The sequence below is a fragment of the Brevundimonas aurantiaca genome, from assembly GCF_014199955.1.
GTDB classification, from domain to species: domain Bacteria; phylum Pseudomonadota; class Alphaproteobacteria; order Caulobacterales; family Caulobacteraceae; genus Brevundimonas; species Brevundimonas aurantiaca.
On record NZ_JACHOQ010000003.1, the window covers coordinates 112,734 to 128,885 of the forward strand.

A 16,152-nucleotide genomic window follows, 5' to 3' on the forward strand; every position below is an offset into this window, starting at 1 on the left:
GGAAACGCCATAGCCGGGCGGTCCGGCGTCATGGCGCCAGCCCGCCCCCGCCGCCGGATCTAGAACTCTTCCCAACCGTCTTCGGCGGGAGCGGCCTGTTGGGCGGGGGCGGGGGCGGCGCCGCCGCGGCCCAGGGTCTTGAGGGCCTGGACCATGCGGTGGGCGGGCTTGGCCGGTGCGGGGGCGGGCGCCGGTGCGGCGACCGGCGCCGGGGAGGCGGCCTGAGCCGCTGAGCCGACCTTGAACCGGGCCACCGAGGCCTGGAGCGACTGGGCCTCCTGGGCCAGAGAGTGGCTGGCGGCGGTCGACTGTTCGACCATGGCCGCATTCTGTTGCGTGACCTGGTCCATCTGGTTGACGGCCGTATTGACCTCGGCCAGGCCGATGGCCTGTTCCTGGGCCGAGGCGGCGATTTCCGCCACCAGGCCGTCGATCTCGGCGACACGGTCCACGATCCGCTGCAGGGCCTCGCCGGTCTGGCCGACCAGTTTCACCCCCGAACCGACCTGGGTGCTGGAGGTCGAGATCAGGGTCTTGATCTCCTTGGCGGCTTCCGCCGATCGCTGGGCCAGGGCCCGGACCTCGGAGGCCACGACGGCGAAACCGCGACCGGCCTCGCCCGCCCGGGCCGCCTCGACCCCGGCGTTCAGGGCCAGAAGATTGGTCTGGAAGGCGATCTCGTCGATGACCCCGATGATCTGGCTGATCTGTTCGGAAGAGCCTTCGATGGCCTGCATGGCCTGGACCGCGTCGCGGACGATGACGCCCGAGGTCTCGGCGTCGCCCTTGGCGGCCTGGACCACGTCCGAGGCCTGGCGCGCGCCCGAGGCGGTCTTGTTCACCGTGGCGGTGATCTCATCAAGCGCGGCCGCCGTCTCTTCCAGGCCCGCGGCCTGCTGTTCGGTACGACGCGACAGGTCGTCGGCGGCCTGGGAAATCTCCCCGGCGCCCGAGCGGATGCCGGCGATATTGGCCACCACCACCGAGACCGCCTGTTGCAGCTGGGCGATGGCGGCGTTGAAGTCGGACTTCAGCTGGGCGGCCTTGGGCGCGAATTCGGTGTCGATCCGATAGGTCAGGTCGCCGTCCGCCATGGCCGCCAGACCCCGGCCCAAGGCCTCGATCGTCACCCGGTCGGCTTCGGCCTCCGCTGCCTTCTCGGCCTCGCGGGCGGCCCGCTCCTGCTCGCTCATCGAGCGCTGCGAAAGCGCCTCCGCCGCCAGACGCGCCTTCTCAATGGCGGCGTCGCGGAAGGTCGCGAGCGCCAAGGCCATCTTGCCGATCTCGTCGCCGCGCGCGACGCCCGGAATCTCGGAGGCCGTATCTCCCTCCGCCAGGCCGCGCATCCGCCGCTCGAGCGCCACCACGGGCCCCGACACCGACCGGCCGATGAACCAGCCCGCCGCCCCGACCGCCAGCAACACCAGCAGGGCCATGGAGCCCAGGGCCAGGGCCGACTTGCCCACGGCCGCCGCGATCTGGTCGGTATAGACGCCTGAACCGATCACCCAGCCCCAGGGCGCAAAGCCCTTCACATAGGAGATCTTCGGCGAGGCCCCGTCCTGGTTCGGCTTGGCCCACTGGTAGTGGACGAAGCCCTCGCCGTCCTTCTGCACCACGGCGACGAATTCCTTGAACATCAGCACGCCGTCAGCGTCCTTGTTCTCGCTCAGATCCTTGCCGTTCAGCGCCGGCTTCATCGGATGCATCACCATGGTGGGATGCATGTCGTTGATCCAGAAATAGTCGTCCTGGCCGTACCGCATGGCCCCGACCGCCGCCTTGGCCGCCGTCTGGGCCTGATCCCGGCTCATCCGTCCGGCCGCCTCCTCGCCCTGGTAATAGGCGACCACGCTGTGGGCGATCTCGACGGACTTTTTAGTGCGGTCGGCGATGTCGTCACGCATGACCGCATCCAGCCGGAAAAGGGCCAAGGCCGTCACCACCAGAAGGCCGGCCACCGTCACAAGCGCCAGCAGATTAATCCGCCCGCCGATCGTCAAAGCCTTCATGGTTGTTTCCCTAAGCATCGGACCATGCCTAAAGAACGAGGTTAAACGGGGACCTATGAGGGGGCTAGGTAGATACCCTTATGCGACAATCAGCCCCGCACAAGTTCCCTCAGGCCGCCTTCTGATATTCCAGGAAGATCGGCGCGGTGTCGCCCAGTCGCTTTTCCTCATAGCGGGTGATCACATGGTCCGACGGGGCGACATGCCAGTCGGCCTCGGCCGCTCCGATCCGTTTCAGCCCCGGCGCCCTCTCCAATCGCTCCAGCGTCCATTCCGCATAGTCGCGCCAATCGGTGACGAACCGCAGCGTCCCGCCGGGCTTCAGAATGCGGGCGAAGGCCTGGGCCGTCTCGTCCTGCAACAGGCGGCGCTTGTTGTGCCGGGCCTTGTGCCAGGGATCGGGAAACAGGATCAGCACCCGATCGACCGAGGCGTCGGGAAGGGCCTCGACCAGGTCGCGCGCGTCGTCGGCGTGGATGCGGACGTTCTCCAGCCCGCCTTCCTCGACGTGGCGCAGGGCCGAGGCGACCCCGTTCAGAAAGGGTTCGCAGCCGATCACCAGAACGTCCGGCCGCCGCGCCGCCTGGGCCGCCATATGTTCGCCCCCGCCGAATCCGATCTCCAGCCAGACCTCGGCGGCGTTGGGCATCAGAGTCTGCGGGTTCACCGGTCCCGCCTTCGGGTCCGGCACGGCGATCCGTGGGAGCAGCGTCTCCATCAGGGCGGCCTGACGCGGCTTGATCGGGCGAGCCTTGATGCGGCCGAACGACCGCAGCGGCCGCTCCAGATGCGGATTGTCGTCCTCGGGGGGCAGGTCGGTCTTCATCCGCCTGCCGTTAGCCGTCCGGAACCCCGGCGTCCATAAGCGACGCCTCAGCGGGTCGCGCCCGGCTTCCACTTGACGTCATTGGCGCCGTTGGCGTTGGCGCGGCGCCCGGCGACGAACAGATGGTCCGACAGCCGGTTCAGATAGCGCAGGGCCGCGCCGTTGACCGCCTGCCCCGCCTCGACCAGACGCACGGCGTCCCGCTCGGCGCGACGGCACACGGTGCGCGCCACATGCAGATGGGCCGACAAGGGCGAACCGCCGGGCAGGATGAAACTGTCCAGCGGTTTCAGGCTCTCGTTCATCCAGTCGATCTCCTGTTCCAGCCGCTCGACCTGGCTGTCCAGAATTCGCAGCGCCTCCCAGGCCGGGGGCGGGTCCAGCGGCGTGGCCAGATCGGCCCCCAGGTCGAACAGTTCGTTCTGAATCCGCCCCAGCATGGCGTCGATCCGGTCGTTCTGGCCGCTGCTGAGCCGGGCCACCCCCAGGACGGCGTTCAGTTCATCCACCGCCCCATAGGCCTGGACCCGCAGATCGGTCTTAGACACCGGCGCGCCCGAGGCCAGCCGCGTCAGGCCCTCGTCCCCAGTCTTGGTGTAGATCTTGTTCAGCGTCACCATGGACGACCTCCGGTCAAGACGCCGTCGCCTTCCACAGCATGCCGATCACCAGAAGCAGGACCGCCAGGGCCTGCAACCCGACCCGCCAGCGCATCAGCCGGTTGGAATGGCTGCGGGCGTAGGCGCCCCCGCGAAACAGCGAATACAGCCCCAGGCCGAGCGTCACCGTCACGGCGGCGATGGCGAGGAGGATCAGAATGTCCAACATCTGCATGACGTCCTTTTAGGCGCGTCGCGCTTCCGGCGCCAGCACGGCGCGATTTGGCCGCCCAGCTAAGCCATTGGTGACGATTTGTGGTGCAAGGTGCCGCTCATGACTGATCGCGCCGTCCGAAATCTCGACCATTTGAGGGGCTCGGCCTCCACCGCCCGCGTGCTGAACCTGCTGAAGGTGTGGGAAGAGAACGGCGACAGCCGGGCAGACGGCGCCCTGCGCAATCCCGACTGGGCCGCACGCCCGATCTTCCGCACCCCGGTGCTGAACCGATCCCTGATCATCAAACACCGGCTCCGACGCAACGAGACGGACCTGTTCACCGGCCGTCGCCATGTGGCGACCAAGGTGATCATTCCGATCGACGACGAGGATCTGAAGACCGGCGGCCGCTATGTCTTCGTCAATCAGATCGGCTTCGAACGGATGATGATGGAATCGTTCGGCGTCCCCGCGACCCACGCGGACATCGTCACCCTGCGCCAGATCGACCGCCTGCCGTCGCTCGACCCCTTTTTGCTTCGCGAACAGCTGCGCCGGTGCGGCCTGGAGCCGGCGCCCTGCTATTTCTCGATCAGCGAGAGCGATCTTCAGCGGATGACCACCTTCGTCCGGGGCGAGATCGAACCCCTGGTCAGCCTCAGCCTGGGCGCAGGCAACAGCGAAGCCGCCGATTCAGCGGCGCGGATGACGGCCAAGATCCTGTCCAACACCCCTGGCGACCAGCTGGAGGCCCTGCGCGAGACCCTGCGTCTGGCCCCGGAACAGTATCAGGAAGGGGTCTTCTGCTGGAAAGGCTTCCTCTACTACAAATGGACCCTGTCGACCCTGCTGGGCGAGGTGGCGGCCGTCGCCGAGGCGGTGCGCACCATCAAGCCGGTCGGTAAGGTCGATCGACAGGCCCGCGAATATCTGGACCGCAGCCGCGCCGTCCTGCGGGGCCGCATCATTCGCACCTGCGACGAGGTCAGCCGCACCCTCAGCGTCTATGACGACGCCTACGCCCGGCTGACGCGCGAGGGCAAACCCATCGCCTTCCGCGACTTCCTGCTGGACGCCCCGTCGATGTTCGCCCGCCTGGGCGACCAGCTGGGCGCGGTCCAGCACATCGTCAGCTATTGGCGTTTCCGCTTCGGCGCCGGCGCCCATCCGGCGGGGGTGGCCGAGCTGCTGGACATCTTCATGGACTTTGAAACCGGCCTTCTGGGGCGCGGCGAAAGCCCCGACGACATCATCGTCCTGGCGGCCTGAACGCCGCCGCGCCGGCGTCTCAGTGCGCCTCGTCCCAGTTGGGGGCGGCGCGGGCGTCGACGACCAGGGGCACGGTCAGGGCGACGGCGGGGTCCGAAGCGGTTTCCATGACCCGCTTGATGACGGGAATGGCGCGCTCAGCCTCCGCTTCTGGAGCCTCGAACACCAGTTCGTCATGGACCTGCAGCAGCATGCGGGTCTTCAGTCCCGCCTCGGCCAGGGCCGCGGGCATGCGGATCATGGCGCGGCGGATGATGTCGGCGGCCGCGCCCTGGATGGGGGCGTTGATGGCGGCGCGCTCGCCGAACTGGCGTTCGGCGCCCGATTTCGAGTGAATGGCGGGGATATGGATCCGACGCCCGAAGACGGTGGAGACGAAGCCGGCCTGGCGGACCTCGGCCTTGGTCCTGTCCATATAGGTCCGAATGCCGGGGAAGCGGTCGAAATAGGTCTTGATATAGGCGCCGGCCTCGCCCTGATCGATGCCCAGCTGGGCGGCCAGGCCGAAGGCCGAGATGCCGTAGACGATGCCGAAATTGATGGCCTTGGCGCGGCGGCGAGTCTCGGACGGCATGCCCTCGACGGGGACGCCGAACATTTCGCTGGCGGTGGCGGCGTGGATGTCCAGCCCGGCCTTGAAGGCGCGTTTCAGCTCGGGGATGTCGCCGATATGGGCCAGAAGGCGCAGTTCGATCTGGCTGTAGTCTGCGCTGATCAGAAGATGGCCGGGGGCGGCGATGAAGGCCTGACGGATTTCGCGGCCTGTCTCGGTGCGTATGGGGATGTTCTGGAGGTTGGGATCGCTGGAGGCCAGACGGCCGGTCGAGGCGGCGGCCAGCTGATAGGAGGTGTGGACGCGGTCGGTCCGGGGGTTGGCGGCGGCGATCAGGGCGTCGGTATAGGTGCCTTTCAGCTTGGACAGCTGTCGCCAGTCCAGAAGGACACGCGGCAGGGCGTGGGTCTGGGCCAGGTCCTCCAGAACGCTGGCGTCGGTGCCCCACTGGCCGGAGGCGGTCTTCTTCCCGCCCGGCAGATTCAGCTCGCCGAACAGGATGTCGCCGATCTGGCGGGGAGAGCCGATGTTGAAGGGACGGCCCGCAATCTCATGGGCCTGGGTCTCCAACTCGGCCATGCGCAAGCCGAATTCGCTCGACAAACGCTTGAGGCGGTCGGGATCGATGCGGACGCCGGCGGTCTCCATCTCGGCCAGGACGGCGGGCATGGGCCGTTCAAGGGTCTCATAGACGGTGGACAGGCCCTCGCGCGCCAGCCGGGGCTTTAGAATGCGCCACAGACGCAGGGTGACGTCCGCATCCTCGGCGGCGTAGGTGGTGGCCGACTTCAGAGCGACGTGCTTGAAGGATTTCTGGCTCTTGCCGGTCCCCGCCACGCTCTTGAAGGGTATCGGCTCGTGGCCGAGGTGGAGCCGCGCCAGCTCGTCCATCCCGTGACCGTGCAATCCGCCTTCCAGCACATAGGAGAGCAGCAGGGTGTCGTCATAAGGCGCGACCCGGATTCCGCGCCGCGCCATGACCGCCAGATCATATTTGGCGTTCTGCAGCACCTTCAGGACCGACGGGTCTTCCAGCAGCGACTTCAGCTTCGTCAGGGCCGTCGCCTTGTCCAGTTGCTGAATAGGCTCGCGCGGCTCGCCCGCTTCCCCGAACAGCCCGCCCTCGCCCGCCTGGGGCTCATGCTCATGGGTCAGGGGGATGTAGCAGGCCTGGTTCGGCCCGACCGCCAGGGATACGCCGCACAGGCCCGCATGGGTCGCTGACAGGGCGTCGGTCTCGGTGTCGAAGCCGACCACCCCCGCCTCAGTCGCCCGCGCGATCCAGCGGTCCAAAGCCTCTTCGGTCTGGACGCATTCATAAGCGTCGAGATCGAAGGACTGCGCCTCGACCGGCCCGTCCGCCGTCTGGCCATAGCGGGGCGTGGCCACCGGGACGTTCAGATTGGGCGTGCGTTTGGGCGCGAAGGCGGAGGTTTCGCTGGGCCCCGCCTTGCCGTCTCCGACCCGACGCTGCAGCGACCGGAACTCCATCTTGTCCAGAAAGGCCGACAGGGTCTCAGGATCGGGATCGCGCACGGCGAAATCCTCGATCGGCTCCGGCGCCGGCGCATCGCAGGTCAGGCGGACCAGTTCGCGCGACAGGCGGATCTGGTCGGCGAAATTGATCAGGGTCTCGCGGCGTTTAGGCTGTTTGATCTCCCCAGCCCGCGCCAGCAGGGTGTCCAGGTCGCCGTATTCGTCCAGCAACTGCGCCGCCGTCTTCGGGCCGATGCCGGGCGCGCCCGGCACATTGTCGACGCTGTCGCCGATCAGGGCCTGAAGATCGACCATCTTTCCCGGCCCGACGCCGAACTTTTCGAACACCTCGGGCTCGGCCAGACGCCGATCCTTCATCGGATCCCACATGACTACGCCGCCGCCGATCAGCTGCATCAGATCCTTGTCGGAGCTGACGATCACCGCCTCGCCTCCGGCGTCGCGGGCCTTGCAGGCATAGGTGGCGATCAGATCGTCGGCCTCATAGCCGGGCAGCTCGACGCAATGGACGCCGAAGGCCGCCGTCGCCTCGCGCACCAGAGGAAACTGCGGCACCAGATCCTCGGGCGCCGGCGGGCGGTGAGCCTTGTACTGGTCGTACAGGTCGTTGCGGAAGGTCTTTTCCGAATGGTCGAAGATGGCGACCAGATGGGTGGGGCCGTCGGCGCCCTTCATGTCCTTCAGCAGCTTCCACAACATGTTGCAGTAGCCCTGGACCGCCCCCACGGGCAGGCCGTCCGACTTTCGCGTCAGGGGCGGAAGGGCGTGATAGGCGCGGAAGATATAGGCCGAGGCGTCAATCATCCACAGCCGCAGGGCGGGTCCGTCCTGGGTGAGCGGGCGGTCCTGGGAGGGGGCGGCGTCGGAAGCGGAAGCGTCGGTCATGGACGGAACATAGGCGGCCCGAGCCGCCGCGTCAGCCGTCAGAATTCCGTCCAGCTCGATCCCGGATCGCGCTGACCCGGCTGCGCCTGTTGCTGGCCCCAGGTCACGATCATGAACAGCTTGTGGCTGCGAATCCGGTACTGTCCGATCATCGGCAGAACCGCGCCCAAGGGCGCTCCGGTCTTGGCCTCATAGAGAAAGCCGGAGAATTCGGCCACGCCCGCCCGGTCGCGATTGCTGTAAACCGACAGCTCCGGCAGCGAGACGACGTTGAAGTTCTCGTTGATCGGAATCCGCATTTCGGGAATGCCGAAGACGCGGCGCATCTGCTCCAGCGCCAGGGCGCCGGTGCGGATTTCGAACACGGCGTCGGCGTCCTCCCGGGTGCGGGTCAGCCGATAACCGGCGTCCGACAGGGCCCCGCGGATTGCGCTGATGGCGTAGCGGGAGTTTTCGGTCTGGAAATAGGTCTCATCGACAAACACGGTCGCGCCGGTCGGAAGCGGCAGGGACAGGCCCTCCACCGCCTTGTCTGCGGCCCGGGCCAGCAGCAGGTTTTCGGTCGCCGTGCGGCCGATGTTGGATTCCGTGGTTGAGGCGCAGGCCGAGGCCAGAAGGGCTGTCATCGAAAGGGCGGCGACGAGGCGCGCCGACGTCGCGCGAAATCCGCCCATCACCAGCTCCCCGTATTGGGCATGGACGCCCAGGGCTCGGCCGGCGTCAGGGGCGGACCGTCCTGAAGCAGTTCGATCGAAATACCGTCAGGTGAGCGGACGAAGGCCATATTGCCGTCGCGCGGCGGTCGGTTGATCACCACGCCCCCGTCCATCAGCCGCTGACAGGCGGCATAGATGTCATCGACCTTATAGGCCAGATGTCCGAAATTGCGGCCGCCCTGATAGGTTTCCGGGTCCCAATTATAGGTCAGTTCCAGCTCAGGCGACCGTTCCGCCGCCGACTGCTCCAGATTCTTGGGCGCCGCCAGAAAGACCAGGGTGAAACGTCCCGCTTCATTCTCGGTGCGACGCACCTCCTGAAGCCCCAGCAGATCGCAGTAGAAATGCAGAGAGGCGTCGAGGTCGCGAACGCGGACCATGGTGTGCAGATAGCGCAACTCTGTCTCTTTTCAGTTCAAAGGCGGGGTCGAGCGTCTCTTACAGCGGCTGAGCGGCCAAACCGCAGCCTCAGTGCGCCTCGGCCGCGCGGGCGGCGGGGCTCAGATATTCGCTTTCGTCATGCGGCTGGGCCGACAGGACGAAGCGACGGTCGCAATAGCCGCATTCGACGAAATCATCCTCGCCCATGTCCATATAGACCAGCGGATGGCCCAGGGCGCCGCCGCCGCCGTCGCAGGCGACACGCTTTGTCGAGACCACGATCTCTTCGGGGGGCGGAATGATCGCATCGGGGTGGCGGGGCGGCATTATTCGGCTCGTGTCTTGGCGAGGAGGCGTCGGACGCATACCTATGCGGCCCATTCGGCGGCGTCAAACCGCCGCGCCCCTTCCTGTCCGATCAAAGCCCGACCGAATGACCGACCCCACCACCCTGCCCGACAACGCCATTGAGGTGCGGGGGCTCAAAAAGACCTACGCCGGCTCCAAGAAGGCCGCCCCCAAGACCGCCCTGCACGGCGTGGACCTGGCGGTGAAACGCGGGTCCGTCTTCGGACTCCTGGGCCCGAACGGCGCCGGCAAATCGACCCTGATCAACATCCTGGCGGGGGTGGTCAAGAAGTCCGAAGGGACCGTTACCATCTGGGGCCGCGACATCGACAAGGAGCCGCGTGACGCCGCCGCCGCCTTGGGCGTGGTGCCTCAGGAGATCGTCGCCGACGTCTTCTTCACCCCGCGCGAGTCGCTGGAGGTTCAGGCGGGCTTCTACGGCGTGCCCAAGAACGAACGCCGTTCCGACGAGCTCCTGGCGGCCCTGGGCCTGTCGGACAAGGCCAACGCCTATGTCCGCGCCCTGTCCGGCGGCATGAAGCGTCGCCTGATGGTGGCCAAGGCCCTGGTCCACAATCCGCCTATTCTGATCCTGGACGAGCCGACGGCGGGGGTGGACGTCGAACTGCGCCGTCAGCTCTGGGCCTATGTGCGCCAGATCAACGCCGAGGGCGTGACCATCGTCCTGACCACCCACTATCTGGAGGAGGCCCAGGAGCTGTGCGACACGATCGCCATCGTCAATCGGGGCCGGGTGGTGGCCTGTGAGCCCACGCCCCAGCTGCTGCGCCGGCTGGACAGCCGCAATGTGGTGGTCACGCCCGAGACGCCGCAGCAGACCCCCCCGGTCCTGAACGGCTTCCAGGTCGCGCCGCGGGCGGGCGGAGCCTTCGCCGTGACCTATAAGAAGGGGCAGTCGTCGGTGGAGCAGGTGATCAATGCGGTCCGCGCCGCAGGCGTCACCATCGCCGACATCACCACCGAGGACCCCGACCTGGAGGACGTCTTCCTAGCCCTGACCTATGGGGACGCCAGTCAGGTCGATCCGACCAGGGACTAGAAGGGGGCGAAGACAATCAGACGACGGCGCCGAACGGCCCGCTCATGAAGGGGGCCGGTTAGAGGTCAAGAACCGGCGGATTCGTGCGACGCGAGCGAGAAAAAGGCGGCTCGCAAAGGGAGTGCGGCGGCCCCCGCCGCCGAGGCGTCGCCAAGGATCGGCGAGGCCTCGACCTTCGGGACAGGGCGGCAATGCCCGCGACGTTGCGGGTTGGTGAAGCGCAGCCGTTCGATCAGGCGAAGAGCCAGGGCGTGAGGCAGCCGCCCGCCCAGGACGATCCCGCCGGGATCCAGCACGCCCGATATGGCGGAAAGCACCAGGTTTAGCGGCTGTTCCGCCGCGTCCAGCCACTGGTCGATGATCGGATGATCGGCGGGGAAGTCGGCCAGAAGGTCGCCGAGCGACGCCCACCGGTCGCCGTCGCCAGCCTGCATCATCCGGAGCAGGGCGGTCAGATTGGGTTGGAACCAGTCAACGGGTATGACAGAGGCGAACTCGCCTGCATTGCCGTTGTCGCCGCGCAGGGGTTCGCCTCGCACGACGACGCCGCCGCCGAATCCTGCCGAGAAGTACAGATAGGCGAAATTGTCCAACCGGCGCCCGACGCCGAACATGGCCTCGCCGATGGCCGCCGCCGTGCCGTCGTTCTCGATCCACACCGGGCCGTCGAAGGCCTTGGAGAGAATCCCGTCCAACGGTTGAAGGGCCCAGGCGTCCAGCGCAGGCGGCGGGTTGAGGCGGGCCCCGTCACCGATGAAATATCCCGTCACGGCGGCGCCGACGCCGATCCTTTGAGAGGCGGACACGCCCGCCTGGGTTTCCAGATCTCTGACGAGCTTCTGCATCTCGGCGATGGCGGCCGTCAGGGACACGTCGCGGATCGGGATCTGGCGACGGGCCAGGATCGAGCCGCTCAGATCCATGACGGCTGCGGCGACGGCGTCGGTCATGACGGAGACGCCGACCGCGTGAAGCGCCTTTGAATTGAGGCTCACGGGAAGACCCGGCTTCCCACGACCCGCCACGACGGGCGCGCCTTCGATCAGCAGGTCGCGCTGCAAAAGAGATTCGACCAACCGAGCGATCGACTGTTCCGTAAGCTCAGTGGCGCGCGCCAGTTGCGCGCGCGTCATCGGCCCGTCCCGGCGCAGCAGGGACAGCAGCCGACGTTCGTTGGCCGTCGCCGTGCGTACGCCGTCCTCACGCAGGAAACGCGGCGCGATTGATCCGTAACCGACTCCCACCATAGACGGATGCATAGCGGAAACGGCCAGCTAAGCACCTACCTTATGGTCGGGGCGGCGCAGGAATCCACCGCACCTTGTACAAATGCATGTCGTTGATCGGGACACGGACGACGCGGCCGTCTTGCATGACCGAGAAGCCGAACGCCCACCAACGTTCCTCAGCCTTGACCCAGGCCAGACGACCCTCGGCGTCGACGTCGACGGATTTGACCTGCAGCGCAGGATTCAGCGGCTCCAGAGCCTTGAAGGCGTTGGCTTCGGGATCGAAGCGCCAGGCTCCGTCGTGGGTCGTGACCAGATAATCCGATCCGTCGGCTGCCCTGGACAGATCATGTCCGTCGCGGGCGCCGGGCAGCGTCCACCGCGCCGTCTCCTGAAGTCGCGGCTCGTCACCCTCCCAATCCACCAGGGCGAAGGCCTGGATGGTGTCGTGCGATAGGGCGAAGAGACGTTGACGCTCTGCGTCCCAAACCGCCCCATGACCCGACGGCAATGGCAGGCTGAGAACCGGCTTTTCGCCGTCCGTGAGATCGTAAACGTTCAGTCGATCACCCCTGTCGTGAATCGAGAGCGCCACGGCGATGCGATCGCCGGGCAGGACGGCGGCCGAATGCGCCATGGGCGCTTCAGCGCGAAAAAGCACGTCTCCAGACGCACCGTCCAGCAGTACCACGCCCCCCGTTGAGGCTGTGATCAGCACACGACCATCGGCGACGGGCTTGCACTCATCGATCTTTTCCAAGAGCCCCGCGCGAAACCCCTGCGGCAGGTTTTCGGCCTCCGAGGCGTCCCAGCGCCAGGTCTCGCGCGGTCCTTCGGCGGCGAGTTCATAGCGCCGGACCTGATCATCTCCACAGGCCAGAAGGGCGGGCGAAGCGGAGAGCGCCGATGCGAGGGTGAAGAGGGCGGAGAGGATCATGGAGGCTCCTGAAAGTGACCCGGAACCTATAACGACGGATCATGTCATAAATATCTCACTATGAGTGAGTAAATGGAGCGCATCCCGATCACGGAGGCCCACATGTCGGTTCGCCACTCTTCGCTTCGTCAACTCTGGTTGGCGTCCACCGTTCTCTTCGCAACGCCGACGGTGGCCCAGACGGTCCCGACCGCTCCCGCCGCCCAGTTGGATGAGATCGTCGTCACCGGGGTTCGACTACAGGCGCAGAACGAAATCTCGACGAAACGCACGGCCGCGATCATCTCGGATTCGATCAGTTCGGACGAAATCGGCAGCTTGCCGGACTTTGGTCTGGGCGAGGCGCTCGAACGGGTTCCAGGGGTCTCGACGGTTCAGAACAATGAGCGGGGCGAAGCGCAGTTCTTGTCAATTCGCGGCTTGAACGCCGATTATAATCTGGTTCAGGTCGATGGGGTCGCACTGCCGGCCAATGAACTCGGGCGTCGAAACGTTTCGCTCGACGTCATCCCCTCGTCGCTGGCGCGGCGGGTGGATGTCGCCAAGTCCGTGACCCCGAACATGAACGGAAACGCCCTCGGCGGCGCGGCCGACCTCGTGACCCGCAGCGCCTTTGACGGACGCGGCGATCTGTTCATCGCTGGACGGTTCGATATTGGCTTTTGGGACAACGAACGGCATTTCAGAGACGGCGGACCGTCCGGTCAGGGCGAGGTCGTGGTCTCCAACACCTTCGGGCCCAACAACCGATTTGGCTTCGTCGTGTCGGCGAGCCGCTATATCCGCGATTCTTCGTCACTGAACTCGGCCGTCGACAACTATAGTTTCTTTGATCCGGTCACCCATGCGCGACTGGCTGTGACGGCGCCGGGTCTGGATACGGCGGACGTCGCGCCTCAGCGTCGTCGTTGGCTGGCCTACGACAATGTGCGTAAGCGAGAGGGCGTGTTCGGCAAGTTCGAATACCGTCACGGCGGCCTGGAGGCGCGCCTCACGGCGGCGGACTTCACCCATACCAACGATGAGGACCGCCAGAGCAACATCCTGATCGCGAACGGCAATCCGGTATCGGCCGGCATTTCCGCCACGGGGGGAAGCGTGACTTCCGCCAACGCCCAAGTCGATCTGGTCCAATATGACCAGGCGCGCGGCATCCGATATGTCGATTTCCGGGTGCGCTGGGCGCCCGGCGCGCGTCAGTTCGTCGACTTCGGCTTGAACGACGCCGTGGCCACCTACCGCCAGGACGCGCGTCTGGCGACTTATCGCATCGCCAATACGACGAACCTCGCCTTCACCTATGACATCGAGCGGGGCGCGTTTCCTTATTTCGACGTGGCCAACCCGGCCTTCGCCTTCGATCCCGCCAACTACCGGCAGTTTGAATACGGCACGACGCTGGACGACGCCCGCGAACAGGCCAAAACCGCGCATCTCGACTGGGGGTTCAACGTCGATCGAAGCGACCGCGGCCTGGGTCTGCAGATAGGCGCCTATGCGCGTCGCCTTGAGCGCAGCTACGATAGGGGCGTTGACAACTACCGGCCGCTGAGCTCCAGCGACTATCGCCTGTCCGCAGTAGGCCGGTTGTCCGACTACTCGCCCTTCAATGCGCGGGGGACACGAATTCTGATCGTTGATCCAGGCTTGGCCCGGGCGTTCTTCGAAGCCAACCGAGCGGGTTTCGCGGCGACCCCGACGAATGCGGCCGGCAGCATCTCCGCCGACTATGACATCGACGAGGATATTGACGCGGGCTACGCCATGGCGCGGTTCGGCGCCGATCGCCTCACCGTCTCAGGCGGCCTGCGCTACGAGCACACGAAACTCCGGTCCGGTTCCGCCGCCCTGACCGCCGGCGCCTACCTTTATGGCGTTCAGGAGACAGACTATGACGACTGGCTTCCGTCATTCCAGGCCAACTACGATCTGACCGAAAACCTGAAAGTCCGCGCCGCCTGGAGCCGGACCATTGGGCGGGCCAACTATGACGACCTCGCTGCGCGCGAAGTGCGGACGGTCAACACCGAGGGCGACTACACCATTCAGGGCGGCAATCCCTTTCTCAAACCGCGCCGGTCGAATAACGCGGATCTGAGCCTGGAATATTACGCGGGCCGTGACACCATGGCCTCGGTCGGCGTTTTCGAGAAGGATGTTTCGGACGAGATCATCGTCCTGCGGTCCACGGCAGACGAAATCATCGACGGCTCGCTGGAATCCGTCACTCGCGTACGTCCCGTCAACGCTGGCGACTTCAAGGTCCAGGGGATCGAGTTCAACCTGGTGGTTTCGCGCATGGACTTCCTGCCGACCCCGTTCCAAGGGTTAGGGGTGTCCGCCAATCTGACGTTGTTGGACGGGACGCCGCCCAGTGTCGCCATGAGCGACTTCACGCAACGTCGCCTGCCGGGGCTGTTCGAGAGCGCTGACCGGGTCGTCAACCTCAAGGTCTTCTACATCTCAGGCCCCTTCACGGTGCAGGGCGCCTGGAATCATGTCGGCGACATGCTCTATTCGGTGTCCAGCAGCGACCCGCTGCAGGACCGGATCGTTGAAGCCAATGACAGGTTCGACGCCCAGGCCCGGTATCGCCTGAGCCGGAACCTCACGCTCGTCGCCCAGGCCAAGAACCTGACCAACGAACGCCGCCGCAGAATGTTCGGCCCCGACTTCGGCCTCTTGCGCGAGGAGCTCGACAACGGCCGCGCCTTCTATGCCGGCGCATTGTTCAGGTACTAGTTCAGCTCAGCCAGAAATTCGAAAATGGCCGCCTTGGCCTCCGGCTCGTCCAGCATGGGGGCGTGGCCGATCTGGGGAACCTCGACATAGGCCATGTCCGGCGCCGCCTTACGCATGCGCGCGGCGATGTCGGCGCTGAGCAGGTCCGAGACGCCGCCGCGCACCAGCAGGGTCGGCCGGTTGCGGGCCAGCCGCCGGAACATGGGCCACAGATTGGGAACCAGGGCCTTGGCGCCCGCCGCCCGGATGGGCACGGAGATGTCGGGATCATAGTCCAGGCCGATCTCGCCGTCCGGCCCCTGGCGGAAGATGCGTCGCGCGAAGGCGTCCCAGTCCGCATCCGAATAGTGGGGGAAGGCGACGGCGTTGATCCGCTTCGCATAGGCCGTCGCGTCCGCCCAGCTGTCGATCTCGACCGGCTGTCCGCTGTAGGCGGCGATGCGCGCCAGGCCCTCGGGCGCCACTTCCGGGCCAATGTCGTTCAATATGGCGGCGACCACCGCCTTGGGCCGCAGGGCGGTCAGGGCCATGGTGATCAGCCCGCCCATGGAGGTGCCCATGAAGACCGCTCGGCCCACGGCCGCCTGGTCCATCAGCGCCAGCACGTCGGCCGCATAGACGTCCGGTCGATAGGTCATCGGATCGGGCGCGCGGTCCGACAGTCCGCGTCCGCGCACATCGACCGCCAGGACCCGCCGCCCGCTCTGGGCCAGAAGCGGGGCTATCGCTTCGAAGTCGGCGCTGTTTCGCGTCAGCCCGTGGATGGCGATGACCGGCGGCCGCGCCGGGCCGGGGCCGGGCGCATAGTCGCGGGCGAAAAGATCCAGGCCGTCCGGCGATTTCCAGCGACGTTCGACATAGGCGGCGGCCATAGTCACGGG

Annotated in this window: 14 protein-coding genes; 3 read left to right on the forward strand and 11 right to left on the reverse strand. The window is 66.4% G+C overall.

Annotation, left to right across the window (positions count from 1 at the left end; all coding sequences use genetic code 11):
• Nucleotides 1–59 precede the first annotated feature (59 nt).
• The 4 genes from GGQ93_RS08075 to GGQ93_RS08090 form a co-directional block, all read right to left on the reverse strand.
• On the reverse strand, nucleotides 60–2,012 hold the full coding sequence (locus GGQ93_RS08075; protein WP_183216281.1) for a methyl-accepting chemotaxis protein: 1,953 nt from the start codon (nucleotides 2,010–2,012) through the stop codon (nucleotides 60–62).
• Between the two features lie 109 nt (nucleotides 2,013–2,121).
• Complete coding sequence (gene trmB, locus GGQ93_RS08080) at nucleotides 2,122–2,838, reverse strand: tRNA (guanosine(46)-N7)-methyltransferase TrmB (RefSeq protein ID WP_183216284.1); 717 nt, start codon at nucleotides 2,836–2,838, stop codon at nucleotides 2,122–2,124.
• Between the two features lie 47 nt (nucleotides 2,839–2,885).
• A complete protein-coding gene (locus GGQ93_RS08085) occupies nucleotides 2,886–3,458 on the reverse strand; it encodes a cob(I)yrinic acid a,c-diamide adenosyltransferase (protein ID WP_054764479.1) in 573 nt (190 codons plus the stop codon).
• Nucleotides 3,459–3,471: 13 nt separating this feature from the next.
• Nucleotides 3,472–3,666 carry a twin transmembrane helix small protein gene (locus GGQ93_RS08090; RefSeq protein ID WP_370866411.1) on the reverse strand — a complete coding sequence of 65 codons (195 nt, stop codon included), beginning with the start codon at nucleotides 3,664–3,666 and terminating at the stop codon, nucleotides 3,472–3,474.
• A 105-nt stretch (nucleotides 3,667–3,771) separates the two neighbouring features.
• On the opposite strand from GGQ93_RS08090, the gene GGQ93_RS08095 reads away from it, so the two are divergent.
• On the forward strand, nucleotides 3,772–4,923 hold the full coding sequence (locus GGQ93_RS08095; RefSeq protein ID WP_152949311.1) for a hypothetical protein: 1,152 nt from the start codon (nucleotides 3,772–3,774) through the stop codon (nucleotides 4,921–4,923).
• 19 nt (nucleotides 4,924–4,942) lie between these two features.
• On the opposite strand, the gene polA is transcribed toward GGQ93_RS08095, so the two are convergent.
• From polA to GGQ93_RS08115, 4 genes are all read right to left on the reverse strand, one after another.
• Nucleotides 4,943–7,858 carry a DNA polymerase I gene (polA, locus tag GGQ93_RS08100; protein ID WP_183216286.1) on the reverse strand — a complete coding sequence of 972 codons (2,916 nt, stop codon included), beginning with the start codon at nucleotides 7,856–7,858 and terminating at the stop codon, nucleotides 4,943–4,945.
• 38 nt (nucleotides 7,859–7,896) lie between these two features.
• Nucleotides 7,897–8,532, reverse strand: a complete 636-nt coding sequence (locus tag GGQ93_RS08105; protein ID WP_054764475.1) for a DUF6655 family protein — start codon at nucleotides 8,530–8,532, stop codon at nucleotides 7,897–7,899.
• Nucleotides 8,532–8,972 carry a VOC family protein gene (locus tag GGQ93_RS08110; protein WP_054764474.1) on the reverse strand — a complete coding sequence of 147 codons (441 nt, stop codon included), beginning with the start codon at nucleotides 8,970–8,972 and terminating at the stop codon, nucleotides 8,532–8,534. The genes GGQ93_RS08105 and GGQ93_RS08110 overlap by 1 nt, the downstream gene beginning before the upstream one ends.
• A 70-nt stretch (nucleotides 8,973–9,042) precedes the next feature.
• Nucleotides 9,043–9,282: a zinc-finger domain-containing protein gene (locus GGQ93_RS08115; protein WP_054764473.1), complete on the reverse strand. Its 240-nt coding sequence runs from the start codon at nucleotides 9,280–9,282 to the stop codon at nucleotides 9,043–9,045.
• Between the two features lie 106 nt (nucleotides 9,283–9,388).
• Here GGQ93_RS08115 and GGQ93_RS08120 point away from each other — a divergent pair, with 106 nt between their 5' ends.
• Nucleotides 9,389–10,363 (forward strand): ABC transporter ATP-binding protein, encoded by a 975-nt coding sequence (locus tag GGQ93_RS08120; RefSeq protein ID WP_152949308.1) that lies wholly within the window; start codon nucleotides 9,389–9,391, stop codon nucleotides 10,361–10,363.
• Nucleotides 10,364–10,428: 65 nt separating this feature from the next.
• On the opposite strand, the gene GGQ93_RS08125 is transcribed toward GGQ93_RS08120, so the two are convergent.
• Nucleotides 10,429–11,610, reverse strand: coding sequence for an ROK family protein (locus GGQ93_RS08125; RefSeq protein ID WP_054764471.1), 1,182 nt, complete (start codon nucleotides 11,608–11,610; stop codon nucleotides 10,429–10,431).
• Nucleotides 11,611–11,650: 40 nt separating this feature from the next.
• Nucleotides 11,651–12,529, reverse strand: a complete 879-nt coding sequence (locus GGQ93_RS08130; protein WP_054764470.1) for a DUF6528 family protein — start codon at nucleotides 12,527–12,529, stop codon at nucleotides 11,651–11,653.
• Nucleotides 12,530–12,631: 102 nt separating this feature from the next.
• Here GGQ93_RS08130 and GGQ93_RS08135 point away from each other — a divergent pair, with 102 nt between their 5' ends.
• A complete protein-coding gene (locus GGQ93_RS08135) occupies nucleotides 12,632–15,271 on the forward strand; it encodes a TonB-dependent receptor (protein ID WP_183216287.1) in 2,640 nt (879 codons plus the stop codon).
• Here GGQ93_RS08135 and GGQ93_RS08140 read toward each other — a convergent pair.
• Nucleotides 15,268–16,143, reverse strand: a complete 876-nt coding sequence (locus GGQ93_RS08140; protein ID WP_183216681.1) for an alpha/beta fold hydrolase — start codon at nucleotides 16,141–16,143, stop codon at nucleotides 15,268–15,270. The two genes, GGQ93_RS08135 and GGQ93_RS08140, sit on opposite strands and share 4 nt — an antisense overlap.
• Between the last annotated feature and the right edge of the window lie 9 nt (nucleotides 16,144–16,152).